Raw genomic sequence first — 25,096 nt, forward strand, 5'->3', positions numbered from 1 at the left:
TAAATAAAACCTTATAAAACAATGACTTATGTTTTGTTTGATAGGAGCGGGTTCACCCGCGAAGAGGCCAGCACAGGTTTCACAGAGCTTAAAAATCTACGCTGGCCGACAACCGCAGAACCCGTGGCGTACCCTGGGTCAAATAGTTGTTCGAGGTCGACGCTGACGCCCAGTACGCCTTGTTCGCCACGTTCTCCACATTGGCCCGCAACGTCACCTGCTTGTCATCGGCCTTGAAGCGATAGCGCGCGCCCAGGTCCACCCGGGTCCAGGCCGGGATGTTCAGGCTGTTGGCGGCATTCACATACTGGCCACCGGTGCGCAGCAAGCGGGCACTGAGCGCCGCCCCCGCAATGCCGGGCACGTCCCAGTCGGCACCCAGGTTGTACTGGAAGCGTGGCACGCCGGCGGCGCGGTTGCCGTCGTTGCTGCCATAGGCGGTGTTCTTCTGCTCGGTGTGCATGAACACCGCACCGGTCAGCAGGCGCAGGCCGTCCAGCGGTTCACCGAACAGGTTCAGCTCCACCCCCTTGTTGACCTGTTCGCCGTCCATGCTGAAGGTGTCCTGCGTTGCCCCGGGCGCGCGGTAGGTGACGCTGTTGGGCTGCTCGATGCGGTACACGCCCAGGGTGGCGCCAAAGCTGTTCCAGTCCAGCTTCACCCCGGCCTCGATCTGCTTGCTGCGCTTGGGCGGGAACACTTCGTTGGCATTGCTGACGCTGGCCGGTGCGGTCGGGCCCTGGGCCAGGCCTTCGATGCGGTTGGCGTAGAACGACACATGCTCCCAGGGCTTGATCACCAATCCATACACCGGGGTAGTGATGGCCTTGTCGTAGGGCGTGTTGCGCGCGCCGGTGGCGGTCGCCCAGCTGTCGACGCTGATCGACTGCCGGCGCACGCCCACGGTCAGCAGCACGCGGTCGTCGAAAAAGCCCAGGGTGTCGGACAACGCGACGCTCTTGTTGCGGTTCTTGCCGACGATGCGCGGGTCGTGCAGATCGCTGCCGAAATAGGTATCGGTCGGGCGCGGCGCCTTCACCGGGTGGTACAGGTTGCTGTCAAAACGCTTGCTGGCGAGCAGTGCCTCGTAGGCCGAACGCTGCTCGCCCCACATGCCCGACAGGCCGAAGTTGAACCGGTGGCTGACCGGGCCGGTGGCAAAGCGCCCATTGAGCCCGGCGACCGCACTCTTGTTGTCTTCATCGTGAGGTGAGTAAAGGAAGCCACCGCGTGCCGTGCCGTTCTCATCACTGACGTAAAGCGAGGAATATTCGCCATTTTCGCGGGTGTGCTTGGCCCCAGCTCCGGCGTACAGCATCCAGTTGTCGTCGAGGTCGTACTCGGCGTTGACCATGCCGTAGGTGTCTTCGAGCTGCGACCAGCTCCAGTCCTGCGAATAGTTGTCACGTGCCGATGGCGCGTGCGGCACTTTGCTGCCGGTGGGGTAGATCACCGCGCGGCCCTGGTTGATGCGCTCTTTCTGGTAACCCAGGTCGGTGGACAGGCGCAGGCGCTCGCCACGGTAGTCCAGGGCCACGGCAACCAGGGTGGAATGCTGGGCTTCGTCGTCGACGCCGGTGCCGCCGTCATGCTGGGCCAGGTTGATGCGTGCGCCGAAGCGGTTGTCTTCACCAAAACGCTTGCCCAGGTCCAGGTGGCCGCCGATGTTGTCACCGCTGGCGTAGTCGAGGGTAACGTGCCGTGTGGAGGTATCTTCGGCGCGCTTGGGTACCAGGTTGATCGCGCCACCAATGCCGCTGCCCTGCGGCGCGACGCCATTGAGGAAGGCGCTTGAGCCCTTGAACACCTCGACCCGTTCCAGTGCTTCGGTGGTCACGATCTGCCGCGGCAGTACCCCGTACAGGCCGTTGTAGCTGATGTCGTCGGTGTTCAGCGGCAGGCCGCGAATGGTGAACACCTGCGAGAAGTTGCCAAAGCCCGCCGACTGGCGCACCGACGCATCGTTGAGCAGCACGTCGCCCAGGGTGCGGGCCTGCTGGTCGGCGATGGTCTTGGCGGTGTAGCTGGTGACACTGAACGGCACGTCGCTGATCGCCTGGTCGCCGAGCACGCCCAGGCGCGCGCTGCGGGCTACCTGGCCGCCTTGCCAGGTGTCACTGATGGCGGTCAGGTTGCTGTTGATGGTGGTTGCACCCAGTTCCAGGGCATTGCCCAGGTCGAGCGTCGGCGCCAGGGTGTAGCCGCCGCTGTCGGTGCTGATCAGGCTGTAGCCGCTGCCGGCCAGCAGGCGGGCGAAGCCATCCGGCACGCTGTATGTGCCGTCCAGGCCCTGGCTTTGTATGCCCTTGAGCAAGGCCGGGTCGAATGACAGCGGTACCCCGGCGCTAGCGGCGAAGCGCGCCAGCACATCGGAAAGCGGGCCGGCCGCCAGGTGATACGCCCGTGGGCTGGCGTCGGCGGCGATTGCCAGGGGCGACAGGGCGGCGATGGCGATGGCAAGGCCCAAGGCTTTGAAACGGAAACGGTGCGGCTGGCGAGGCGTCATGCGAGGGTCCTGTGGAGCAGAAAATGGAGGTTCTGCACTCATCACCGGACGACGCAGGAAAAGGTATCACACAGGTACAGCGTCAACTCGAAACCAGCACAGTACCTGTGGGAGCAGGCGACGCGGTGTTTGGCACCGGCTACGCCGGTAATCGCCGGCAAGCCAGCTCCCACCTCGACCGCATTCGCCTCAGGCCCTGTGCGGACCCTGTGGGAGCCGGCTTGCCGGCGATGAGGCCAGTCCAGGCAATACAAGACGGTTGCTCCCACAAGTTCTGCGTTCGGCTTTCACACTTGTGGTTCAACGGTCACCCAGTAGCGGGTCAGGCCCTGGATCGCTACTGGCAGGGTGTCGCTCAGCAGCCGCAGGCTGGCATCGGTGTCGGCCAGCGGGAAGGCGCCAGATACCTTCAGCTCGCGCACTGCCGGGTGGCAGCGCAGCACCCCAGGGCGATAGCGGCCCAGCTCCTGCAACAGGTCGGCCAGGCGCATGTCGCGGGCCAGCAGCATGCCGTGCTCCCAGGCCAGGTCGCCGGTTTCCAGCGGGGCGGCGGGCAGTACCCGGTCGGCATCGAAAGCACTGCGCTCGCCAGCCTTGAGCAGCAGGCCGTTGGCGGCATGCAGGGGGCGGGTGTCGACTGCGCCTTCAAGCACGGCCACTCGGGTCAGTGCACCGTCGATACGCACGCTGAAGCGGGTACCCAGCGCAATCGCCTGGCCATGCAGGGTACGCACCAGCAGCGGCCGCGTCGGCGTGGCCGGGTCCTTGGCGCTGCTGACCAGGATTTCGCCCGCCAGCAGGTCGATGCGGCGTTGCTGGGCGTCGAAGGTGATATCGATGGCCGTGCCGGTGTTCAACAGCACCCGGCTGCCGTCGGCAAGCGTCAGTGGGCGCTGTTCGCCGACCGCCGTGCGCGCATCGGCAGTCCATTGCTGCCAGGGCGTTTCCCGCCAGGCCAGCCAGGCCGCTGGGGCAGCCAGTAGCCACATCCCCAGGCGCTGCAAGGCCTGACGGCGGCTGACCGCACCGTTGCGGCTGAGGCGGCGCAGGGTTTCCCCGGTAACCGGCGTGGGCAGGCGGCGGAAGTCGCCGAGCACGGCCTCGGCGCGCTGCCAGGCCTGGGCATGCTGGGCACTGCGCTGGCACCAGGCCTGCACTGCGCGGTGGTCATCCTCGGTGGCTGTGCCCGACTGCAGTTGTACCAGCCAGTCGGCTGCCTCACCGAGAATCAGCGGGTCGATGCGATGGGCCATCAATCGATGCTCAGGCAGGCGAGGAAGGCCGTGCGCATGTCGCGCTTGATGGTGATCAGCGAAACCTGCAGCTGTTCGGCGATTTGCGCATAGGTCAGCCCGTCCAGTTGCGACAGCAGGAACACCTGGCGTACCCGGGCCGGCATGTCGCGCAGCATGGCGTCGATGCGGTACAGGGTTTCAAGGATCAGCCAGCGGGTTTCCGGCGAGGGCACCTCGGGTTCCGGCAAGTGGGCGATGGCCTCAAGGTAGGCCCGTTCCACGTCCTGGCGGCGCCAGCGGTCGACCACCAAGCCCTTGGCGATATGGGTGAGCAAGGCCCTGGGTTCGCTGCCGAAATAGCTGTCGCCCTGGCGGCTGAGCAGGCGCACGAAGGTGTCATGGGCAAGGTCCGCGGCATCGCAGGCATTGCCCAGCTTGCGCCCCAGCCAGCCTTGCAGCCAGCCATGATGCTCGGTGTATAGCGTCTTGACCTGCAGGTTGAGGGTAGGGTCGGCGGGCGGCATGACGGGCGCGGGATTCCAGGCGAGGGGTGCAATTAAGAATTGATCGCATTCTATGCGCCAGCCTGTAGACCTGGCAATGCACAGGCCTTGTGTTTTATGCACTGGCCTCATCGCCGGCAAGCCAGCTCCCACCTCGACCGCATAGGCCTCAAGCCCTGTGCAGTACCTGTGTGTGCTGGCTTGCCGGCGATGAGGCCAGTGCAGGCAATACAAGACAGTTGCTCCCACCTCGACCTCATTGACCTCAAGGCCTATGCCGTACCTGTGGGAGCTGGCTTGCCGGCGATGAGGCCAGTACAGGCACTACAATGCCTTGGCTAGAAACTCCGCGGTGCGGCTTTCCCTGCATCCAGCCACCACCTGCGGGGTGCCGCAGACTACCACCTTGCCCCCGGCATCCCCGGCGCCCGGCCCGATATCGATCACCCAGTCGCTCTGCGCCACCACCCGCATGTCATGCTCGACCACCACCACGCTGTGCCCGCTATCGACCAGGCGATTCAGTTGCACCAGCAGCCGGTCGATATCCTGCGGGTGCAGGCCGTTGGTAGGTTCATCCAGCACATACAGCGTTGCCCCGCGGGCCATGCGTTGCAGTTCGGTCGCCAGTTTGATGCGCTGCGCCTCGCCGCCGGACAGCTCGGTGGCCGGCTGGCCCAGGCGCAGGTAGCCCAGGCCGATATCCTGCAGCACTTGCAGGCAACGCCGCACCGCTGGCTGTTCGGCGAATGCCTCCAGGGCCTGGTCGACGGTCAGTTGCAGCACCTGCGCGATGTTCATGCCTTGCCAGCTCACCGCCAGGGTTTGCGGGTTGTAGCGGGCACCATGGCAGGTCGGGCAGGGCGCGTAGACGCTGGGCATGAACAGCAACTCGACGCTGACGAAACCTTCACCCTCGCAGTTGGCGCAGCGGCCCTTGGCTACGTTGAAGGAAAAGCGCCCGGCGTCGAAGCCCTGCGCCTTGGCTTGTGCGGTGGCGGCAAACAGTTTGCGCACGTGGTCGAACAAGCCGGTGTAAGTGGCCAGGTTGGAGCGCGGCGTGCGGCCGATCGGCTTCTGGTCGACCTGGACCAGGCGCCTGATGCCGCCAAGGCCAGCGCTGACCTGGCCGCTGCTGGGCTGTTCAGGTTCGTCCTCCAGGCTCTGCGCCTCGGGCTCGCTGCCTTGCTCGGCATGGCCCAGGTGTGCACCTACCAGCTCCAGCAGGGCCTGGCTGACCAGGCTCGACTTGCCCGAGCCGGAAATACCGGTGACGGCGGTGAAGCAGCCCAGCGGAAATTCGGCACTGAGGTTGTTCAGGTTGTTGCGGGTGATGCCTTCGAGCTTCAGCCAGTCGTGGGCCTGGCGTGGCACCCGCGTGGCCGGGGCCGCTGTATCGAACAGGTAGGCGCGGGTGCACGATCGCTCCACCTGTGCCAGGCCTGCGGGCGGCCCGCTATAGAGGATGGTGCCGCCGTGCTCGCCGGCCGCCGGCCCCACATCCACCAGCCAGTCGGCGCGGCGCATGGTGTCCAGGTCGTGCTCCACCACATACACCGAGTTACCGGCGTGTTTCAGCCGTTGCAGGGCTTCGAACAGAGCCTCGCTGTCGGCCGGGTGCAAGCCGGCCGAGGGTTCGTCCAGCACGTAGATCACCCCGAACAGCTGCGAATTCAGCTGGGTGGCAAGGCGCAGGCGTTGCAGCTCGCCAGAGGACAAGGTTGGAGTGCTGCGTTCCAGGGCCAGGTAACCGAGGCCGAGGTCGAGCAGGGTGTCGATGCGTTCGAGCAGTTCGTTGGCGATGCGCTGGGCGGCCAGGCGCTTTTCCAAGGTCAGGTCGTCCTGCTGTTGCACCAGGTAGTCCGCCGCCGCCACCTTGCGGAAAACCTCGGCCAGCGCCTGCAGTGGCAGGTGCGACAGCTCGGCGATGTCCAGGCCGGCGAAGGTCACACCCAGCGCCTCGCGCTTCAGGCGTTTGCCCTGGCACAGCGGGCAGGGGCTGGGGCGCATGAACTGGGCCACGCGCTTGCGCATTTGCGCGCTCTGCGAGTGCATGAAGGTGTGCAGTACGTAGCGCCGGGCACCCATGAACGTGCCCTGGTAGCTGGGCTCCTGCTTGCGCTTGAGCGCGGCGCGGGTCTGAGCTGGGGTCAGGCCGGCATAGACTGGCGCGGTCGGTGTTTCCTCGGTGAACAGGATCCAGTCGCGCTGCGCCTGGGGCAGGTCGCGCCAGGGAATATCGACGTCATGGCCCAGCGTCACCAGGATGTCGCGCAGGTTCTGCCCCTGCCAGGCCATTGGCCACGCCGCCACCGCGCGTTCGCGAATGGTCAGCGACGGGTCGGGCACCATGGTTGCTTCGTTCACCTCGTAGACCCGGCCCATGCCATGGCACTCCGGGCAGGCGCCTTGTGGTGTGTTCGGCGAAAAGTCCTCGGCGTACAGCATCGCTTGCCCGGCGGGGTAGTGGCCGGCGCGCGAGTAGAGCATGCGAATCGAGCTGGACAAGGTGGTCACGCTGCCCACCGAGGAGCGTGCACTGGGTGTGCCGCGTTGCTGCTGCAGGGCCACTGCCGGGGGCAAGCCGTCGATGGCATCCACGTCCGGCACGCCCACCTGGTCGATCAGGCGCCGGGCATAGGGTGCCACCGACTCGAAATAGCGGCGCTGGGCTTCGGCGTACAAGGTGGAGAAGGCCAGCGAGGATTTGCCTGAGCCGGACACGCCGGTGAATACCACCAGCGCATCGCGAGGGATATCGACATCGATATTCTTCAGGTTGTGCTCGCGGGCGCCACGGACACGAATGAAACCGGTGGGGGGAGTGGAGCGTGGCGGCATGGCGCTGTCCTTGGCGGTAGGGAACGCTCACGGTAGCAGCATTTGTATGGGCAGTGCCGACCTCTTCGCGGGCACGCCCGCTCCCACAGGGATATCACCGGACCTGAAGGCAGCGCTGTACCTGTGGGAGCGGGCGCGCCCGCGAAAAGGCCGGTGCGGCCTACATAGGTCAGGATCTCTGCTCGCGGGTACCCAGCACATCGCGAATGTTGTCCACCACGTTGCTGTCCTTGATCACATCGCTGAGCCAACCTTCCAGCGGCATGTTGCCCCACTTGATCGCGCGTTCGATCAGGTAGGGCACCGGGCTTTGCGGTTCGCTCTGCTTGAAGAACTGGGCGATGCCCGCGAGCATGGTGAAGGCCTCGTCGCGGGTCAGTGGCGTAGTGCGCATGGGCGCAGGCGCGGTGGCCTGGACGGGCGTGTTCATCGGTTCACCTGCTTCGCTGGTGGGGGCAATGGTGATTTCGGGGTCTGCTACCGCCACGGTTGCGGGATGCAGTTCGACGCCGCGGTCCTTCAGCAGTTTTTCTGTCAGTTGGCTGGCCCGCGACAACATGTCCGCAAGGCTGGCGAAACTGGGTGAATCATGGCCGAACAAGCGGTCGCTGGTAGCTTGCAGGTGGTTGCATGCGTTCAGGCTGGCGGCAATCTGCAGGGCCTTGGTGCGCAAGTGTTCGGTGTCGCTTAGCGCCACTGAACGCTGGAAGATCTCAGCGTTGATCTTGCCTTCGTTCAGCGCGGTCTGCATTGCCTTGGGGTTTTGCAAGGCAAGGTTTTCTACGTGGCGTGATTCGTCATAGCGCAACACGCCAAAATTCTGCCCTTGGGTAATGGGCAAGCCACCGGCAATGTCGGTGAGCGTGGTCTTCAGCCAGGACAGCCGGGCAGCGCGCTCGTCCAGGCCGTCTTCGAGGGTTGGATACAGGGTGTCCCAGAACGCCTCCAGGACCTGTGCGGTCAGCGCCAGGCCAAAGGTGACACCGTCGAAATGCTCACGCTGGGCCAGCCCTTCGCTGAGCCAGGCCACCAGCATCAAGTCTTTGCTCTGCTGTGCCAGCCCTTGGGCTGACAGGCTGACCACCTGTTCCCAGTCCGCGGTCTTCAAGTCGGTTTGCCAGTCGCCCTGGGTCAGGTAGTCAGGGTCCGCCCGGCGCGCCTCCTTGATCTGGTCGAACAGGGCAGAGAAGCTCAAGTCTTCGCCACTGCCGCCTTCGATGGGGGCGACCAGCGCGGCCAGCGAGAGGTCATTCAGGATTTCAGGCATAAAACTCTCTGGTCATTGCTGATGAGCAGCAGTGCCAGGCGCACCTGGCACGCTGCGGAGCATGGGCCGCCGGAGCGGCCCCGGGCAAGCCCGTGTTTAGGCAAACACTTTGTTCGCGGTGCGGTCCCAGCCACCGACGATGTTGCCGCCAGCCTGGCCGTCGGTGCGGTTCTGCTGGGTGTAGGTAGTCTTGATACGCGCGAAGTTGAAGCTGATTTCTTCGATCGGCAGGTCGCTCACCGCCTTGTCTTCACCGCCCTGGTTGCCACCGGCGAGGAACTTGACCGACGACACCACGACTTCTTCCATGTCGATGGTCAGGTAGGTGACCTTGTCGCCACCGGCGCGGTTCACGTTCAGCTTCAGCTTGGCGATGTGCTTGCCGGTGCAGCAGTGCTCGAACAGCTTGGCCGAAGCCTTGTCGACAGCCTTGCGGATCTTGAAGTCGCTCAGGGCGACACGCTCGGAGGACGCACCGCCCGAGGAGCTTGCGGTAGCCGAGGTGGCCTGGGTGGCGCCGTACTCGTAGCCCAGCACTTCGATCCAGTCCTTGTGTTTTTCATCCAGTACTTCGCCTGGGATGCCGTCGATTTGGATATACGCGTCAAATGCCATTGTGAAACTCTCCATTAACAACATGTAAAGGGTTGCTCATGCGCCCCTTGGTTTTGACCTCGCCGATCACGTCGGCGGAGGTGGCTTGCCGCCACCCGGGCTTCCTCCTGTGAGGCCCGGGCAGCCGGTTCTTGCAGCGCAGCCTCAGTTGAGCCCGCGCACTTCGATTTCCACCCGGCGATTGGGCTCCAGGCACTTGATCAGTTGCGCCCGTGGTTGCTGCATGTCGCAGTTGACCAGCGGCTTGCGGCTGCCTTCGCCCTGGGCGACCACCAGCTCGGCGGGTACACCCTTGCCGACCAGGTAGGTACGAATGGTTTGTGCCCGTTGTTTCGACACTTGCAGATTGCCTTGGCTGTCGCCGAGCTGGTCGGCGTGCCCGGAGATGACGATCTTGCCGATGTTGGGGGTGTTCAACAGTTTGCTGGCGATCGCGCTCAACTGGCTCTGGCCTTCGTTCTTCAGGCTCTGGAAGTCTGCGCGGCCGAAGGCGAACAGGGTGTCGGACTCCAGCGTGATGGTCTCGATCGAGCGCAGCGACTGGGCGCGCAGGCTGTCGATGTAATTGCGCGAACTGGACATCAGGAAGGCGTTGTCGAGGATGCGCGGCACATCCGGCTCACGGATCTGGTCGCTGTAGAAGGTGATCTGGCGGCTGGCGTACAGGTAGTCCTGGTTGCCGCCGGCCTCGCTGGCGGCCGCGGCCATGCTCTTGCCGGTGTGGCGGGCGATGGCTGGGTACCAGTAGTCCGGCAGGCGCGCCTTGAGAAACGCCGGGTCGGCCTTTTCGCGCTGGGCGGGCGAAAGCATCACGTAGGTATCCAGGGTCGCCTTGCCGAAGTCGGCGATCGATTGCGCGCGGTTGTCATGCGGCAGTGCCTCGGCCTCGACGCTGTCGACACCGCTTACCGGCTGCAGCTCGCGGGTGTTGCGCTGGTAGACCTTGAGCGTGGTCAACAGGTACAGGGTGCGGGTCAGGTTGTCGGCCGTGGGCTTGAGCATCACGCTCTGCAGCGTGGTGAAGTAGCGGCTGCGCAGCACCGGCTCGACCTCATGGCCCTGGTACAGGCCCAGGCGCATGCCAAGCGGCACGCCTTGCTCATGGTGTTGCTGGTAGTAGTGCGCAGCCCAGAAACGCAGGCGGTCGAGGCTGCGCCAGGCGGCGTACTGGCCGCTGGCAGCCTGGTCGTCGGCCTTGGCCTGGGCCAGTTCGCCGGCAATGCTGGCCAGGGTGGCGCGGTTGTTCAGGTACGACCAGCCCCACAAGCTGCACAGCACCACGGCCGTGAGGCCGGCGGCGCCAACCCAGGCAGCCTTGCGCCGGCGCTCTCGCTGGTTGCTGGTGTAAAGCGCCACCAGGTGCTGGTCGGGAATGATCACCTTGCGGAACAGGCTGTTGATGAACAGCGGTGCCGGCTGGCTGTCAGCAGCGGCCGTACCTTGGGCGTGTTCAAGCGCGAAGCGTTCGGCCACATGCTGGCCATGGCTGCCCCACTGGGCCTGGTCAGCCTCCAGCGCAGCGGTGAAATAGAAGCCACGGAGCATTTCGGCGTTCTGATAGGGGTTGGCACGCAGCAGGCTGTCGACGAATTGCTGCAGGCGCGGCTTGAGCGCGGCCAGCTCCAGCGGAAAGCGGTAGGCAGCATCGTTCTGCCGGGTCACCTGGATGTCCTGCTGCACCAGCTGCTGGCTCGCCACCTGCTGCCAGTAACCGGTCAGCTCGTCCATCGCCTTGCCGAAGCGCTGGCCCCAGTCGGCCTGTGCGTAGCCCTTGTGGGAGAAGGTCTTGCCCATCACCTCACCGCGTGCGGTTTCGTCCAGTTGGCGATAGAACGGGGTGAAGCCGGGGATCAGGTCACATTTGGTGAAAACCAGATAGATCGGCAGGCGCACTTCCAGCAGCGCGCAGCTTTCCTGTATACGTTCGCGCAGGCGCTTGGCCACGCGTTCCTGGTCCTCGGCCGAGCCATGCAGGATATCGGTGATGCTGACGCTGACGATGAGGCCGTTGAGTGGGCGGCGTTGACGGTGCTGGCGCAGCAGTTGCAGGAAACCGCGCCACTTGCCGGCTTCCTCGGGGCTGTTCATGTAGCGCCCGGCGGTATCCAGCAGCACCGCTTCGGAGCTGAAGAACCAGTCGCAGTTGCGCGTGCCGCCCAGGCCCGCGACCCGTGCGCCTTCGCGCTCGGCATAGGGGAAGTTCAGGCCCGATTGCAGGATCATCGTGCTCTTGCCGGCAGCCGGCTGGCCGATCACCAGGTACCAGGGCAGGGCATACAGCGCGTCCTTGGCCGAGGCTCCACGTGGCTTGTTGCTGTGCAGGCGTTCGATGCTCTGGAGTAGGCGCTCGCGTAGCAGGCTGACTTCTTCACGGTCGGCCGGGGTGGCATTGAGTACCGCCTGGTCGGCGTCGTCGCGCAGCAGGCCTTCCAGGTTGTGGTGCTGGCCCGCGCCGCGGTACAGCAGCAGTACATAGCCCGCCGACAGCAGCAGAAACACGCCGATACCGGCCAGCAGGCTGTGCAACGAGGCAAAGCCCAGGGCGCCGCCAATGGCCCAGACCAGAAAGATCGCCAGGAAAAACACCACTCCCAGCAGGTAGGGTTGGTAGCGCAGGCAGTAGTACTTGATCTTGTTCATACAGGCGTCGCATCCAGCGCATCGACGAACTGGTCGATGACGTGTTCAAGAGGTCGGTCGTAATCGTGTAGCCGTGGTGCCACTGCCAGCGGGCTGAGTAACTCCAGGTGCTGGCTCGCCTCGGCGCAACCGCTGAGCAGGCGATAGGCACAATGGGTGTGGCGCGACAGGAAGCAGTACAGCCGCGGGTGCATGAAGTCGTCGGCAAGCAGGCTCACCGCCGGCACGCCAGGGTGCCCGCTCATGCGGGTCAGCCAGGTCAGCCAGAGGTCGGCCGTAGGGTTTTTCAGGCCGCGCTCGGCCGGCAACGGCAACTCGATGCCGCCCTCGACGTCGCCGTGCAGCGAGGCCCAGCTTGCCTGCAGCCGTGCCAGCGCGTTGGCACTGTCGAAGCTTGGCCAGGAACCATGCAGGGCACGCGCGACATCGCTGAAGCTGAAGTCATGCAGGAACTTGGCGTGTACCCGGCGGAACAGATCCAGGTCCTGGGCATGCAGTGGGCGCAGGGCCTTTATCCGTTCGAACAGTGCGGCGCAGTCGGCACCTTGCACCACTTGATGCAGCAATGGCTTGATCTGCGTGCTGAACAGCTCTGCGAGCGTGAACGGGTTGACCAGCGCCGTACCGTCCTCGCCCTTGAGCAGCTGGAAAATGAAGAACGGGTAGCGCCGCTGGCTGGCATCGCGTGAGCTGAGCAGGCCGCCCAGCAACCAGTTGCCATTGCGCGCGCGGTAAGTGAAGAAGCACATCGGCAAGGCGTCGAACAATGCCTGCCAGTCGTCGCAGTGGCGCATGGCCGCCAGCGAGGACTGCAGCCAGGCGTCGAACTCGCAGACTTCCTCCGCGGCGCCATGCAGGCTGACGAAGTCTGCACTCGACGGCAGCTTGCCGAAGCAACCGATCATCGTGCGCCCCTGTCGTTGAGGGCGCTCAGGGCCTTGACGTCACCCAGGTCGGTCAGCTTGACCCCACCAAAGTTGCGTACCACAAGGCTCACCCGACCATTGGCGGTGTTCCAGCTGAAGCGCTGCTGAATGCCATCCAGGTCGTCGACGCGGGCGCTTTCGTTCATGCGCAGCAGGCCCCAGCGCCCCGGGAAGTCGAACACGGTGACCCGGGTGCCGCTCAGGGTGACCACATCCAGACGTGCGCCCGGGGCGTTGCTGCTGCCCGGCCAGGCGAAGCGGTTCCAGCTGCTGCGGCCGTTGCGGTAGTGCTGCTCCTGGCCATCGAGGGTGAACACGATGTCGGTGAAGTTGGCGGAAGGCTCCAGCATGATCTCGAAGCCGTTGTCGCGGTCCGACAGGCTGGCGATCACCTGGCCCACGGCGCTGGCCTTGTCGATGCTGTTGAGCATGCCCGGGTTGACCAGCGCCGGGCCCTTGCCATCGCCCACGCCCAAGCCTTCACCACCGGCCAGGTTGCCGATTTCGTTGCGTTTGAAGGCCGGCAGCAGACCGCTGTCGGGGTCGACGAAGCGCTGCAGGTCCTTGATCGAGGCCTCGTTGCGGCTGCTGCCGGCGATCGGGTAGCGGTGCGCCATTACCTGCTCCCATGGCTTGGCGATCTGCTGTGCCCAGGCCTTGGCGATCTGCTGGCCGGCCGGGTCGCGCAGGGTTGCCCAGGCATACTGGATGGGCAGGCTGAACAGCCCCTGCAGCGAGCGGGACAGGCGGTCCTGGCTGGTGTCGATGCTGCTTTCCACGTAGTTGCGTACGGTGGTGACTTCGCTCGGCTGGCCTTCCAGGGTCTCGCTGATCAACTGCTTGCTGCTTTTGCCCACATCCTGCGAGCGCTGAATGTTGTTCATGCGCACCTTGAGCTTGCGCAAGGCGGCCAGGTAGCGGTCCATGATGGTGCTGTCGGCGCCTTCGGCGTTGTTCTTGGCGAACACCCGCGCCACCGGCTCGAAGCGTTTGGCCAGGCTGCCGTCGTCGACCGCTGGCAGGGCCGGGGCAACGTTGGCGGGGAGGGCGTCCTTGGCGTCGAACAGGCCGGTAACCTTGCTCCAGAACCCGTCTTCGCGGGCTGCACCGGGGGTTGGCACAGCGTGCTTGACCGGCAGGTCCCACTGGGTGTTGTCATTGACTGCCGCCAGCAGGTTCTTCACCGGCGAGTTCTGCACGTCGCTGAGCAGGCCCAGGTGCTGGGTGGCCGAGGCCAGGTCGGCGAAGTGGCGTACCCCCACACTGCTGACCATCTTGTACCAGGCCTGGGTGTAGTCGCGCTTGTAGCGGGTCATGAACTCGCGTACGAAATTGGCCTTCTGCACGATGGCGTCGCCGCCTTCACCGTCCAGTACCCAGTCCGACTCATTGCGCAGGTTGCCCGATACCAGCTTGATCAGCTCGGGCTTGACGAAGGTATCCCAGCCCTGGCGGGTGTAGATCGCCGGAACGCCGGCCGAACCATACAGCAGCGCGCGGCCCGGTTGCGGAACCAGGTCGTTGAGGCTCAGGGCCGGGAACTGGCGGCTCGATTCGAGCTGCAGGCGCAGGTACTCGCGATCGACCAGCGAGCTGGAGATCATGAACGACTTGAGGTTCTGCCGGGTTTCGCTGACCAGTTGCTCGTTGCGTGGCAGCGACGGCGCCTGGCCCTGCTCCAGCAGTTGCACGTACAGAGGGGTGTTTTCCGCGATTACACTGGCGTCGGCCGGGGAACCTTCACTAGCGGCACCGGCCCAGGCCAGGGGCAGGCTGGCGGCGACGAAGGCCGGGTCCGGATGGCCCTGGGGGTCGGTCAGCAACAGGTACAGCTTGAGGGTGTTGTAGGCATCGATGATCGACGCGACCTGCTGCTCGTCAAGGCGCCCGAGCATTTCTTCGGACAGCGACAGGCCACCGGTGGTGGCGGACAGTTCGGCGGCATCGCTGGCGGTGGCCAGGTTGACCTTGGCGGCGTAGGCGCCAGCGCGGCTATTGCTCAGCGCGGCCTGAGCCTTGGCGGCAATAGCCGGTGCCAATGGCTTGCCATTGCGCTTTTTCGGCTGCGGCGCCGGGGTGAACTCCAGTTCCTGGTCGATGCCGTTGGCGAAGGTGTTGAACGCACGCATCTGCACTTGCAGGTTGCGGGCGATCGGCTCCAGCGCCTGGCTGCGCAATTGCGCCAGGTAAGCGGTGCGGGTGACCTGGTGGATAGCCTCGCCATGGTACAGGCCGGCACCCAGCTGCAGCGGTACGCCTTGCAGGCGATGGGTTTCGACGCTTGCCATCTGTTCGCGCAGCACTTCCAGGCCCTTGCCGGCGGCCAGCAACTGCTCGCGATCTTCAGCCTGCTCGATTTGCGCCAGCTGCCCGCGCAGGCCTTCCAGCCATTGGCGGTTGTTGGCGAACGACAGCGCCTGCCAGCCGATGAACAGCACGCCGGTGGCTGCGGCCAGGCCCAGCAGCAACGGGCTGAATGCGCCCTGGCGGCCCATACGCGACTGGTACAGGGTCAGGTCGCGGTCGGGGAAGATCACCCGGCGGAATGTGTCGGTAATGAAGTAGCTGCGGTTGCCCACGGCCTGGCTGCTGTTATTGGCGCCGTCATCGTAGGCCGCCTGCAGGGCGAACTCGTCGCCGATGACGTCTTCATAGACCTGCCCCAGCTGCTGCCCGGTCTGCAGCGCACTGGTGAAGTACAGGCCGCGCAGCAGCAGCGGGGCACCGCCGCGATGGCCACGGGTGAAGTGTTCGAGGAACTGTTCGAGTACAGCGCCGAGGGCGGCGAAGTACTGCGGGAAGTTCAGCAGGGTGCTGTCGGCCTCGGCGCCGAGGGCGATCATCTGCGCGTCGACGTACTGGCGAATATGCTGTTGCAGGTTGTTCAGGCGTGTCTGCAGCACGGTGTGCAGGCCGTTGTTGCGGATTTCCGACAGGCCAAAGGTCATGCCCAGCGGCTGCTGGCGTTCGTGCAGGTCGAGGCCGTCGAATACCTGGTTGAAGCCCGGCAACTGGTCGGTCTTGCTCAGCATCAGGTAGACCGGCGGGTTGGCGTCGAGGCATTCGGCGTATTCTTCCACCCGCGCCACCAACTGGGCTGCCAGGGCATTGCGCTCATCGCTGTTGGCCGCCAGCAGCTCGGGCAGGCTGACCACCAGCACCAGGCCGTTGATAGCCGCCTTGCCGCGCTGCTTGCGCAGCATGCGCAGGAAGGCCGAGAACTCGCTGGCCGACTGGTCGTCGCGCAGGTAGCGGCCGGCGGTGTCGATCATCACCGCCTCGGGGCTGAAGTACCAGTCGCAGTGCTGGGTGCCGCTCTCACTGTCGTTGGCCGTGGCGATGCTGGCCGAAAGGCCCGAATGGGTCAGCAGCGAAGTCTTGCCGGCGGCCGACATGCCGACCACCAGGTACCAGGGCAGGTCGGACAGCGCCGCCTTGCCACCACCGCCGGCAGAGCGGTCGGTGCGCAGCATGGCGATGGCATGCTTGAGGCGCTCGCGCAGCACTTGTTGGTCGCGGAACTCGCCGGTGGCATTCCACGAGCGGTCAACCTCGATCTGCAGCAGGTTCTCCAGGTTGTGCTCGGCGCGGATGCGCTGGTACTGGCGCAGCACGATCACCAGCAGGTAGCAGGCACTGATGATCGCCAGGGCCTCGGGCAGGTGATGGCGCAGCCACGGCACCAGCGGTGCGACCAGCCAGCAGATCAACAGGCTCGCCAGCCACAGCAGTGGTAGGAGAATCCAGAAACTCTTCAACAGACGCAGTAATGTTTTCATGTCTTCCTGACTCGGCTACCTGAAGTGTGCTCAGGCACTGAACAGCTGGCGGATTTGTTCGGAAAGGGCGGCGACATCCTTGTCCAGCAACCAGTCCAGCGTCAGGTACACGACAACGCAGACCAGCGCGATCAGCGCCAGGTACACCCACAGCGGCACCTCGTGGCGCAGCATCTGCGACACCTGGTCGGGAAGTGCCCAGTCCGGTGACAGGGCCTTGGGCGCCTTGCGGTAGCGGGCAATGTCCTGGCCCAGGGTATTGGCCAGGTAGCGCAGTTGGTCTTTCTGGCCGAGGCTGAACTTGCCCTCGAAGCCCAGGGCCAGGCACAGGTGGTAGACCTCCAGCACGTCGATGTTCTGCTTGACGTCGGCACGCAGCGCATCGACCTTCTCGAAGAAGCCTTCACCGGCCAGGTGTACGCCGAAGTAGCGGAACTGCAGCGGCTGCAACTCGAAGTGCCGGCGCAGTTCGTTATCGCCCGAGCGCAGCACGCTTTCGTCGAGGAAGGCACACAACGCGTACTGGGTATCCTTGACTTGTTCGACGCTGTAGTCGGCGGCGCGGGCTTCACGCTCGAGGTTGGCGAAGAAACGCTCGACACTGCTTTCGAAAGCCGGCACCGAAGTGACCTGGCGGCCACGCCGCACGATCAGCGCCATGCTGACGAAGTCCTGGACCAGGGCCTTGAGCGTCGGTTTGTCATTGGCGGCCGCAACGGCGCCCTGTTGCAATACGGCTTCGGTCATTTGAGCACCGCCATCAGTTCAAGCTTGAGGTTGGTAAAGGCGCTGGGCGCGTAGAAGCAGATGGTCTGGGCGTTCATCATTCGCTCGTATACATGGCCGTGCGGCTCGATGGCGAAGTACTGGTTGTCCAGGCGCACCGGGATGGCATTGGGCAGCCGCGCCGCATGGTTGAGGGTGACGCCGGGCATGGCGCTGTTGACCACCACCTCGATGTCTTCCGGCGAGCCGACCTTGAACGCCCGCGGTACCAGTTCCAGCAGGCTGGCGCCGGGCATGTCGGCGTGTACCGAGACATAGAAGTCGGCTTCGGCAAGGCGCGGGTCGAGCAGCCGGCCCTGCCAGTACGACGGTTTGGTCTGGGTGAGGTTGATGACGACGCACTGGTTGGGCACGACATTGTCGAGCATCACCCGGATCATCTCGTCGAGCCTGACCAGCGACGCGGCCGGGTCGTGGTGGTCGTACTCGGGGATGTCGCTGAGCTGGGTGTCCAGGGTGAAGGTCAACAGGCCACCCGCCAGGTCGGCCAGGAACAGGTACAGGCGTTCCGGGTGCAGGCGCGGGTGAGCCAGCAGATGGGCCAGCTGCGGGTGGGCGCGGTTGACGGTGTTCAGCAGCCAGAACAGGGTAACGTCGCTGGCGCCGAACTCGGCGATCTGGTCGGCACGCTCGCGGCGCCGGCCGGACAATGCCTTGCTCTTGGCCTGCAGGGCGCCGAGCAGGCGTTTGCCAATACCAACCAGCGTTTCATGGCTGCCCAGGTGCAACGTCGGGTGGACGAAGTGCGGGTCGAGGTTGAAACCGCCCATGCTGTTGCGCGTCAGCCTGGCCAACGGGCAGTGGCTGTAGCCATCCAGGCTGTCGCCGTCCACCAGCAGCACCACGTTCAGGCGCAGGCTGGTGATTTCGTTTTCCAGCTCGCCTTCGTTGAGGTCGGGCAAGGTGTCGAACTGCTTGCGGAAACGCCGTGCGGCCTTGTGCTCCTGGCCGTCCTCGACGTAGTTGAGGCCGAACGGTTCGGGCAGCTTCAAGGCGGCATGCACCGTGAGGTCGTTGGCCTTGAGCAGGTCCTTGAGGTCGCGGGCAGCCGGTAGCGGGTCGTGCTGCGGCGCGTCGTACAGGCTGCCATCGGGGAATACCAGCTTCAGGCGCTTGAGCTGCAGCGAACCGTTGGTCAGGGCGTCCTCGTCCACCTGCAGTGCCTGCACACCCCAGTGGAACGGGGTACTGCGCAGGGTCGCCTCGGCCAGCTGGTGCTGGTGGAACTCATCCTGGTACTGGAAGTGCTGGGGCAGCAGGAACATGCCTTCCGACCACATCACCCGGCTCTGCTTGCTCATTTGACGCTATCCACTAAAGAGTTGAAGGTTGAATCCATGGCGTTGCGGGCCGACTGGCCGGCGGCATCGGTGGCCTTGTCGAGCACCGCGTCCTGCACCTTGTCGGTGAGCGTCGGTGCGGCGTCTTCGGCCTTCTGCGCGGCGGCCAACTGCTCTGCGGTCGGCGGTTTGTTCAGTACGTCGACGCCACGCATGGCGCTGATCTCGGTCTTGTCCACCAGCACCCGCAGGCCATTGGAGGAGAACCAGATACCGTCCTTGCGCAGCGAGTTGGCGTCGAAGGCGATTTTCCAGCGTGCGTCCTGTTCCTCGCGGAAAAACGCCGCCACGCCGACGTAGCGGGCGTTCTTGGCCAGCGGCCACTGGTCGATCTGGCCGATACCCGGCAGCAGGGTAATTTCGCGGGCCTCCACCAGCGTGTTGCCCAAGGCTTTTTCCGGCGTACTCCAGAGGGTCTCGGCATCGCTGGCGGCGAAGCGTTCGAGGTCGGTCAGCTGGTACACGCGCATCACCACCGACAGCGGCTTGCCCTCGGCGTCGGGGTTGAGCTGGTTGCCGCCGTCGGACGTCAGGATGACCTTCTCGCTGTCGGCCAGCATGTCGGCTGCCCAGCTGTCTTCCATGCGCTTGCCGATACGGTCGGTGACCCCACAGCCAGCCAGCGCCAGCAGCAGGGCCGCGGTGGTCAGGTGTTTGAGGGCGGTGTGCTTGTGTTGCATGACGGCAAAACCTCCGGGTACTGGTCAGGCCAGGCGATAGGCGAAATCGCCATCGCTGCCCAGCTCGATCGCAAGGCGCTCGATCGGTGCGTCCTGGGCCATGCGCTCGAGCACGCGCTGGGCGAGTTCGGGCATCAGGGTTTGGGACAGGATGTTGTCGATGTTGCGCGCACCGCTGTCGACCTCGGTGCAGCGCGCGGCGATGGCCTTGACCAGCGCCTTGTCGTAGCTCAGTTCGGCCTGGTGGTTGCGGGCGAAGCGCTTGGCGATGCGTTCGAGCTTGAGGGCGACGATGCGCTCGAGGACCTGGTCCTGCACGGGGTAGAACGGCACGATGCTCAGGCGGCCGAGGAAGGCTGGCTTGAACACCTGGTTGAGCTCATCGCGCAGGCCTTCGACGATGGCCTCGGGCGTTGGCAGCTCGGTGGCATTCAGGCAGGTTTGCATGATGCGCTCGGTGCCGGTGTTGGAGGTGAGGATGATCACCGTGTTGCGGAAATTGATCTCGCGGCCTTCGCCGTCGTCCAGCACGCCCTTGTCGAATACCTGGAAGAACAGTTCGAGCACGTCGGGGTGAGCCTTTTCCACCTCGTCGAGCAGCACCACGCTGTACGGTTTGCGGCGTACCGCCTCGGTCAGCACGCCGCCTTCACCGTAGCCGACGTAGCCAGGTGGCGAGCCCTTGAGGCTCGACACGGTGTGGGCCTCCTGGTACTCGGACATGTTGATGGTGATCAGGTTGCGCTCGCCGCCGTACAGGGTATCGGCCAGGGCCAGGGCGGTTTCGGTCTTGCCGACGCCGCTGGGGCCGAGCAGCAGGAACACGCCGATCGGTTTGTTCGGGTCTTCCATGCGCGCGCGGGAAATCTTGATGCGCTTGCCGATCTCGTGCAGGGCATGCTCCTGGCCCAGCACGCGCTCGCCGAGCAGGGCAGGCAGGCGTTGCACGGTGTCGATCTCGTCACGCAGCATCTTGCCCAGCGGGATGCCGGTCCAGCCGCTGATGACCTGGGCGATGGCGCCGCTGTCGACCAGCGCGTGGACCAGTGGCTGGTCGCCTTGCACGCGGGCCAGTTCGGTACGCAGGGCATTGAGTTGCTGGGCATCGGCATCGTTGGCAGCGTCCAGTGCCTTGAGCTGCTCGACCAGTTCCAGCTCCTGCTGCCACTGCGTGTTCAGCTGTTGCTCCCGCTGCTGCTCGGCCTGCAGTGCGGCCTGCAGCTCGCCCAGGCGGCGGGCATGGTCATGGCCCTTGCCGGCTTCGTGGCCGAGCACGGTGATTTCTGCCTGCAGGTTGTCGATCTGCCGGCGGCAGTCTTCCAGGGCACCAGGCTGTGACGATTGTGCCAGGGCAATGCGCGCGCAGGCGGTGTCGAGCACGCTGACTGCCTTGTCGGGCAGTTGCCGGCCGGTGATGTAGCGGTTGGACAGGCGCACCGCCTGTACCAGCGCTTCGTCCATCACCGCTACCTTGTGGTGTTCGCGCATCTTGCCGAGCAGGCCGCGCAGCATGTGGATGGCCTTGTCTTCGTCGGGTTCCTCGACCTTGACCACCTGGAAGCGGCGGGCGAGGGCGGCGTCCTTCTCGAAGTACTTCTTGTATTCGGCCCAGGTGGTGGCGGCGATGGTGCGCAGTTCGCCACGGGCCAGGGCTGGCTTGAGCAGGTTGGCGGCATCGTTCTGCCCGGCCTGGCCGCCGGAGCCGATCAGGGTGTGGGCTTCGTCGATGAACAGGATGATCGGATGCAGGCTGCGTTTGACCTCTTCGATCACCGCCTTGAGGCGGTTCTCGAACTCGCCCTTGACCCCGGCACCGGCTTGCAGCAGGCCCAGGTCCAGGGTGTGCAGGGCCACATCCTTGAGCACCGCTGGCACCTCGCCTTGGGCGATGCGCAGGGCCAGGCCCTCGACCACCGCCGTTTTGCCGACCCCGGCCTCGCCAGTGAGGATCGGGTTGTTCTGGCGGCGGCGGGTGAGGATGTCGACCATCTGCCGCACTTCGAATTCGCGGCCCAGCACCGGGTCGATGCGGCCTTCGCGGGCGCTCTGGGTGAGGTTGACGGTGTACTGGTCCAGTGCCGGGGTCTTGCCGCCGGCCTTGGCAGTGCTGGTTGCCGCTGCCGCCGGGCTGGCCAGCGGGCTGGCTTGCCTGGCTTCGGCGCTGCCTTCCACCAGGGCGGCGAGATTCAGGCGCAGGTCGTCGGCGTTGATCTTCTCCAGCTCCGGCGCCGAGGCGATCACCACGCGACGCAGTTCGGCGTCGTCGAGCAGCGCCTGCAGCAGGTGGCCGCTGCGTACCTGGCCGACGCCGTATTCGATCGACGCCAGCAGCCAGGCCTGCTCAATCATGCGGGTGATGTGTGGCGACAGCGCCGGGGTGCGGGTATTGCCTTTCTTGAACGTGCCCAGGGCCGTGACCAGTTGTGCCTGCAGGCGCTCGGCGACCACGTCATAGTGGCGCAGAATCGGCGCAAGGTCGCTGTCGCCGCTGTCGAGCAACTGCAGCAGCAGGTGCTCCACTTCTACGTCGTAGTGGTGCTCCGACAGGCACAGGGCCGCCGCGCTTTCAGTGGCCGTGCGGCTGGTTTCGTTGAGCTTGGCGAACAGAGACTTCAGGTTCACAAGGCGACCCCATCGTAAGGAATGTGGAATACGGCGCAACGCGAAGGCTCCGCGTCGTGGCCAGGGCGTTTGAGCCAGCCCAGCCAGCCCAAGGCAAGATTGCCGCTGCGGCCCAGCCGGGCGCATGGCACCGCCTCGCGCTTGAGGCGCGGGGCGATTTCGAAATCCAGCTCGGCGCCTATGTAGAAGCGCACCAGCTCGACCAGCTTGCGGTAGCACTCGCTGCCCGGCTGGAAACGCTGGTAATCGGCCAGGCTCAACGGGCCCAGTTCGATACGGATGCTCGACTGGTAATCCCAGACCCGTTTGCCGGCCACGGCGCTGTGGCCGAGCTGGGCGTTTTTACGCCCGAGCTGGGTGCATTGTTCGGGCTGCAGGTGCAGCCAGCGCCCGGCGAACTGGCAGACCTTGATCGGCAGCGAGAAATAGAAGCCGAGCATGCGTTCAAGGTTCAGCGCGTTGCGCGGCTTCTGGCTGAGCAGGCCGGCAAAGTAGCTGAACAGCTCGCGGCGCAGCGCCGTCGGTTGCTGCTCGAACTTGAGCTGCTGCGCCCGTGGGCCCAGGCCCACCAGGTTGAGCAGGTAGCCATCGAAACCCGAGGTGCCGTTGCGCTCGTGTTCGATATGGAATTTGTACTTCTGCCAGGCCTCGTAGAACAGCGTGGTCATGCGGTGCGAGAAAATGTCGAGGAACGCATGGGCAGCATCGTCGCGGTACTGCACGTGGCGTTCGAGCAGCAGTTCGGTGTACGGGCGCGGCAGCACGCCGGATGGCCCGACCAGGCCCATGAAGGTGACCTGGACTTCCGAAAGCGGCAGCCCAGCCGTCGATACCTTGCCTTGGCGTTCGAAATGCAGGTCGCTGACCTCGCTGGCCGGGAACGCCAGCGATAGCTGGGTACGGAAGCGCAGCGGGTCTTCGTGCGGCCGGGTCGCCAGGTCCATGCGCCCGGTACGGCTGTAGTGCAGGCGGAGCAGGCGCACCAATTGAAAGAATTCGAATCGGTGCGGCTCGGCTCGGGCCTGATCGATCAGACCAGGGGCTGATCGCCAGTACGTGCTGGCCATTGGACGACTCTCTTTTCTCGTTGTTGGGTGCGCAGGGTCAGTTGGGTGAAGCTGTTCATCGAGCAGTACTGGCCGAAGAAGTGGTCCAGCACCATGCCGAACAGGAACACGCCACTGCCGGTGAACTGGCTTTCGTCGAAGGTGAGGGTAATGCCCACGCCGCGCACGAAGTTCGGCCGCGGGTGGCCGATACGGGCGACCACCGGCTCGCTGCTGATGGCCTTGATGCCGTTGATCTGTTTGCGAATGGCCGAGACGTTGCGGTAGTTGTACAGCGACAGCAATTCGAGCAGCACTTCGCGGCCCTGGCTGACCAGCGACAGGTGGTTCAGCGACAGGTGCGCGATCAGCCGCCAGATCAGGCCCTTGCCCAGCGGCACACGCACGGTGGCGGTGGGCTTGCGCAGGCAGCGGATATCCTTGATTACCGAGTTGGCGGGGATGTTGAAGTCGCCGCGCTCGCCACCGAACGGCAGCATCAGCGGGACATCACGGTTGCTGCAGGTAAGCCCGATGCTCAGGGTGTCGTTGCTGGCGTCGATCAGTTCCAGGTTACGGTCGACCACGCGGATGCTCATGGCGGTGGCATCGCCCAGGTTGCGCCGGCGTGCGATCCAGAAACTGGTGCGCGGGTCCTGCTCGCCACGTGGCTCGAAGAACGCCTGACAGGTGTCGACCTGGTCGATGCCGCCGAGCTTGCGCACGCGCCGCACGCGGTCGATCGATATCACTTCGGCGGCATTGTGCAGCCGGGTATCGGGGGTGACTGGGTACTCGTGCTGGGTGTGGGTCAGCTTGATTGGCTCGGCCTGCTGGCGGAACAGGTTGATGATCGGCGTGCAGTTGAGCTTGAAGTTGTTGCGCCCGATGTTCTGGGTCAACCGCGCCAGGCGCTCGCTGAGGTCGTAATCGGAAAAATAGAAGTTGAGCTCCACCTGCTCGATGGCCTTGCCCTGCAGGATGCGGGCGAAGCCGCAGAGGTCGAAGAACATGAACTTGTCGGGGAAGGTGAAGTATTCGTGCAGCAGGCGGTAGCCCAGGAACGAGCGCTCGGAGTAATCCACCAGGCCTTCGTCACGGGCGTAGCCCACGGACTTCAGCGCGTTGGCCGGCAGGGCCACTTCGCGGCTACGGCCCTGGTCCTGGAAGCTCAGGGTGGCTTTGGCCAGGTTGTTGAACAGCAGCTCGTACAGCTGCAGCATCAGCGTCGCTTCGCCGTCGAGGAAGAACCGCAGGCGGTCCATTTCCATCTGCCCGAACAGGGCATCGCCGGTGGCTGCCAGGCGGATGCGCAGGTGGGCGACCAGGTCGGCGCTGTGGCCGTTGAATGCCGAGCGTTCCATTTCGGCGAACGAGGCCTGTTGCACGGCAATCGGCCACAGCTCAACCGGGTAGCAGGTGCGGAACTTGCACACCACGCCTTCCACGGCATTGGCATGCATTTCGGTATGGCGCGCCAGGCGATAGGCTTCGGTGACCTTCTCGTGCTTGCCTAGGCTCAGCTCGGCGATCGACATCGACGGGGTAGGGCGCAGGTAGTGTGGGTACAGCACCTCGAGGAAGGATTCGACGATCTCCGGAAACTCGTCATCGAGTTTCTTGTGCACCCGCGCAGACAGGAACGAGAACGCCTCGATCAGGCGCTCGGTATGCGGGTCTTCGCAGTTGTCGCCCTCGATCAGCAGCCGCGAAGCGATCTTCGGGTACTGCGCGGCAAACTCCTGGCCGAGGAAGCGCAGGTGCGACAGTTCCTTTTCGTAGTAGGGCAGCAGTTCGTCGAGCATCAGTTGAGGTTCTGCACTTTGTATTCCTGGGTGTTGACCTGCAGCACGGCGTCGAATGACACCTGGCGGCTGATGTCCTGCAGACGCAATACGGCGTCTACCCGGAAGGTCAACATGCGGTGGCCGTTCTGCTGGGCCAACAGCTGTACACGGACCCGGCGAAAGCGCCGGTCCCCGGTGCTGATCGCCCGCTCCAGCTGTTGCTGGATAAGCCGGCGATCATGTGGGTCGAGCACGCTGCGGCTGATGAAGTCGGGCATGCCGTATTCAAGGATGGAACCACCGAGCTGGCCGAAGCCTTCAAGCTCCTCGGCGACCAGGGACTGGCGGGTGTTCACCAGCACCTCCAGATCGCGGACGATGCTCGCCTTGTACTCGGCCAGCGAGCAGGTGCGCTGCGCGGCCGGTTCGGCCGACTGATAGGGGCGGTCGTCCAGCAGCCGGTCGAGCAGCGAGGGTAGCAGGCGGGCCTGGTTACTCATGTGTCATCCCTGTACACAGCGGC

Annotated in this window: 16 protein-coding genes; all 16 read right to left on the reverse strand. The window is 64.9% G+C overall.

The annotated features are described in order from the left end of the window. Window positions 1-88 precede the first annotated feature (88 nt). The 16 genes from TZ03_RS23455 to tssE all read right to left on the reverse strand — a co-directional run bounded on the left by TZ03_RS23455 (window position 89) and on the right by tssE (window position 25,073). Window positions 89-2,506: a TonB-dependent receptor gene (locus tag TZ03_RS23455; RefSeq protein ID WP_051100744.1), complete on the reverse strand. Its 2,418-nt coding sequence runs from the start codon at window positions 2,504-2,506 to the stop codon at window positions 89-91. Between the two features lie 287 nt (window positions 2,507-2,793). After that, window positions 2,794-3,759 carry a FecR domain-containing protein gene (locus tag TZ03_RS23460; RefSeq protein ID WP_051100745.1) on the reverse strand — a complete coding sequence of 322 codons (966 nt, stop codon included), beginning with the start codon at window positions 3,757-3,759 and terminating at the stop codon, window positions 2,794-2,796. After that, window positions 3,759-4,265 carry a sigma-70 family RNA polymerase sigma factor gene (locus TZ03_RS23465; protein ID WP_051100746.1) on the reverse strand — a complete coding sequence of 169 codons (507 nt, stop codon included), beginning with the start codon at window positions 4,263-4,265 and terminating at the stop codon, window positions 3,759-3,761. The genes TZ03_RS23460 and TZ03_RS23465 overlap by 1 nt, the downstream gene beginning before the upstream one ends. Window positions 4,266-4,568: 303 nt before the next feature. Next, window positions 4,569-7,085 carry an excinuclease ABC subunit UvrA gene (locus TZ03_RS23470; RefSeq protein WP_051100747.1) on the reverse strand — a complete coding sequence of 839 codons (2,517 nt, stop codon included), beginning with the start codon at window positions 7,083-7,085 and terminating at the stop codon, window positions 4,569-4,571. 169 nt (window positions 7,086-7,254) lie between these two features. After that, entirely contained in the window at window positions 7,255-8,352 is a 1,098-nt protein-coding gene (tssA, locus tag TZ03_RS23475; protein WP_051100748.1) for a type VI secretion system protein TssA, read from the reverse strand. Between the two features lie 96 nt (window positions 8,353-8,448). Beyond that, complete coding sequence (locus TZ03_RS23480) at window positions 8,449-8,967, reverse strand: Hcp family type VI secretion system effector (protein WP_051100749.1); 519 nt, start codon at window positions 8,965-8,967, stop codon at window positions 8,449-8,451. A gap of 144 nt (window positions 8,968-9,111) precedes the next feature. After that, window positions 9,112-11,607, reverse strand: a complete 2,496-nt coding sequence (gene tssM / locus TZ03_RS23485; protein WP_051100750.1) for a type VI secretion system membrane subunit TssM — start codon at window positions 11,605-11,607, stop codon at window positions 9,112-9,114. Continuing rightward, on the reverse strand, window positions 11,604-12,512 hold the full coding sequence (tagF, locus tag TZ03_RS23490; RefSeq protein ID WP_051100751.1) for a type VI secretion system-associated protein TagF: 909 nt from the start codon (window positions 12,510-12,512) through the stop codon (window positions 11,604-11,606). The genes tssM and tagF overlap by 4 nt, the downstream gene beginning before the upstream one ends. Continuing rightward, window positions 12,509-16,312, reverse strand: a complete 3,804-nt coding sequence (locus tag TZ03_RS23495) for a type VI secretion protein IcmF/TssM N-terminal domain-containing protein (RefSeq protein ID WP_051100752.1) — start codon at window positions 16,310-16,312, stop codon at window positions 12,509-12,511. Before TZ03_RS23495 ends, tagF begins: the two co-directional genes overlap by 4 nt. Before the next feature lie 30 nt (window positions 16,313-16,342). After that, window positions 16,343-17,059: a type IVB secretion system protein IcmH/DotU gene (icmH, locus tag TZ03_RS23500; protein ID WP_051100753.1), complete on the reverse strand. Its 717-nt coding sequence runs from the start codon at window positions 17,057-17,059 to the stop codon at window positions 16,343-16,345. Beyond that, window positions 17,056-18,399, reverse strand: a complete 1,344-nt coding sequence (gene tssK / locus TZ03_RS23505) for a type VI secretion system baseplate subunit TssK (protein WP_051100754.1) — start codon at window positions 18,397-18,399, stop codon at window positions 17,056-17,058. Before tssK ends, icmH begins: the two co-directional genes overlap by 4 nt. After that, window positions 18,396-19,118 (reverse strand): type VI secretion system lipoprotein TssJ, encoded by a 723-nt coding sequence (gene tssJ, locus TZ03_RS23510; RefSeq protein ID WP_051100755.1) that lies wholly within the window; start codon window positions 19,116-19,118, stop codon window positions 18,396-18,398. The genes tssK and tssJ overlap by 4 nt, the downstream gene beginning before the upstream one ends. A 24-nt stretch (window positions 19,119-19,142) precedes the next feature. Further along, on the reverse strand, window positions 19,143-21,740 hold the full coding sequence (gene tssH / locus TZ03_RS23515; RefSeq protein ID WP_051100756.1) for a type VI secretion system ATPase TssH: 2,598 nt from the start codon (window positions 21,738-21,740) through the stop codon (window positions 19,143-19,145). Next, window positions 21,737-22,807 (reverse strand): type VI secretion system baseplate subunit TssG, encoded by a 1,071-nt coding sequence (gene tssG, locus TZ03_RS23520; protein WP_051100757.1) that lies wholly within the window; start codon window positions 22,805-22,807, stop codon window positions 21,737-21,739. The genes tssH and tssG overlap by 4 nt, the downstream gene beginning before the upstream one ends. Beyond that, on the reverse strand, window positions 22,771-24,591 hold the full coding sequence (gene tssF, locus TZ03_RS23525) for a type VI secretion system baseplate subunit TssF (RefSeq protein ID WP_051100758.1): 1,821 nt from the start codon (window positions 24,589-24,591) through the stop codon (window positions 22,771-22,773). The genes tssG and tssF overlap by 37 nt, the downstream gene beginning before the upstream one ends. Further along, window positions 24,591-25,073 carry a type VI secretion system baseplate subunit TssE gene (gene tssE / locus TZ03_RS23530; protein WP_051100759.1) on the reverse strand — a complete coding sequence of 161 codons (483 nt, stop codon included), beginning with the start codon at window positions 25,071-25,073 and terminating at the stop codon, window positions 24,591-24,593. The genes tssF and tssE overlap by 1 nt, the downstream gene beginning before the upstream one ends. Window positions 25,074-25,096: the final 23 nt, after the last annotated feature.

This window comes from Pseudomonas sp. 10-1B (assembly GCF_000935045.1).
Taxonomy (GTDB): Bacteria; Pseudomonadota; Gammaproteobacteria; order Pseudomonadales; family Pseudomonadaceae; genus Aquipseudomonas.

What these genes read in the sequence shown, in the direction of transcription:
- TZ03_RS23455 (WP_051100744.1), bottom strand. Translation starts at nt 2,506, where the DNA reads ATGACGCCTCGCCAGCCGCACCGTTTCCGTTTCAAAGCCTTGGGCCTT.
- TZ03_RS23460 (WP_051100745.1), bottom strand. Translation starts at nt 3,759, where the DNA reads ATGGCCCATCGCATCGACCCGCTGATTCTCGGTGAGGCAGCCGACTGG.
- TZ03_RS23465 (WP_051100746.1), bottom strand. Translation starts at nt 4,265, where the DNA reads ATGCCGCCCGCCGACCCTACCCTCAACCTGCAGGTCAAGACGCTATAC.
- TZ03_RS23470 (WP_051100747.1), bottom strand. Translation starts at nt 7,085, where the DNA reads ATGCCGCCACGCTCCACTCCCCCCACCGGTTTCATTCGTGTCCGTGGC.
- tssA (WP_051100748.1), bottom strand. Translation starts at nt 8,352, where the DNA reads ATGCCTGAAATCCTGAATGACCTCTCGCTGGCCGCGCTGGTCGCCCCC.
- TZ03_RS23480 (WP_051100749.1), bottom strand. Translation starts at nt 8,967, where the DNA reads ATGGCATTTGACGCGTATATCCAAATCGACGGCATCCCAGGCGAAGTA.
- tssM (WP_051100750.1), bottom strand. Translation starts at nt 11,607, where the DNA reads ATGAACAAGATCAAGTACTACTGCCTGCGCTACCAACCCTACCTGCTG.
- tagF (WP_051100751.1), bottom strand. Translation starts at nt 12,512, where the DNA reads ATGATCGGTTGCTTCGGCAAGCTGCCGTCGAGTGCAGACTTCGTCAGC.
- TZ03_RS23495 (WP_051100752.1), bottom strand. Translation starts at nt 16,312, where the DNA reads ATGAAAACATTACTGCGTCTGTTGAAGAGTTTCTGGATTCTCCTACCA.
- icmH (WP_051100753.1), bottom strand. Translation starts at nt 17,059, where the DNA reads ATGACCGAAGCCGTATTGCAACAGGGCGCCGTTGCGGCCGCCAATGAC.
- tssK (WP_051100754.1), bottom strand. Translation starts at nt 18,399, where the DNA reads ATGAGCAAGCAGAGCCGGGTGATGTGGTCGGAAGGCATGTTCCTGCTG.
- tssJ (WP_051100755.1), bottom strand. Translation starts at nt 19,118, where the DNA reads ATGCAACACAAGCACACCGCCCTCAAACACCTGACCACCGCGGCCCTG.
- tssG (WP_051100757.1), bottom strand. Translation starts at nt 22,807, where the DNA reads ATGGCCAGCACGTACTGGCGATCAGCCCCTGGTCTGATCGATCAGGCC.
- tssF (WP_051100758.1), bottom strand. Translation starts at nt 24,591, where the DNA reads ATGCTCGACGAACTGCTGCCCTACTACGAAAAGGAACTGTCGCACCTG.
- tssE (WP_051100759.1), bottom strand. Translation starts at nt 25,073, where the DNA reads ATGAGTAACCAGGCCCGCCTGCTACCCTCGCTGCTCGACCGGCTGCTG.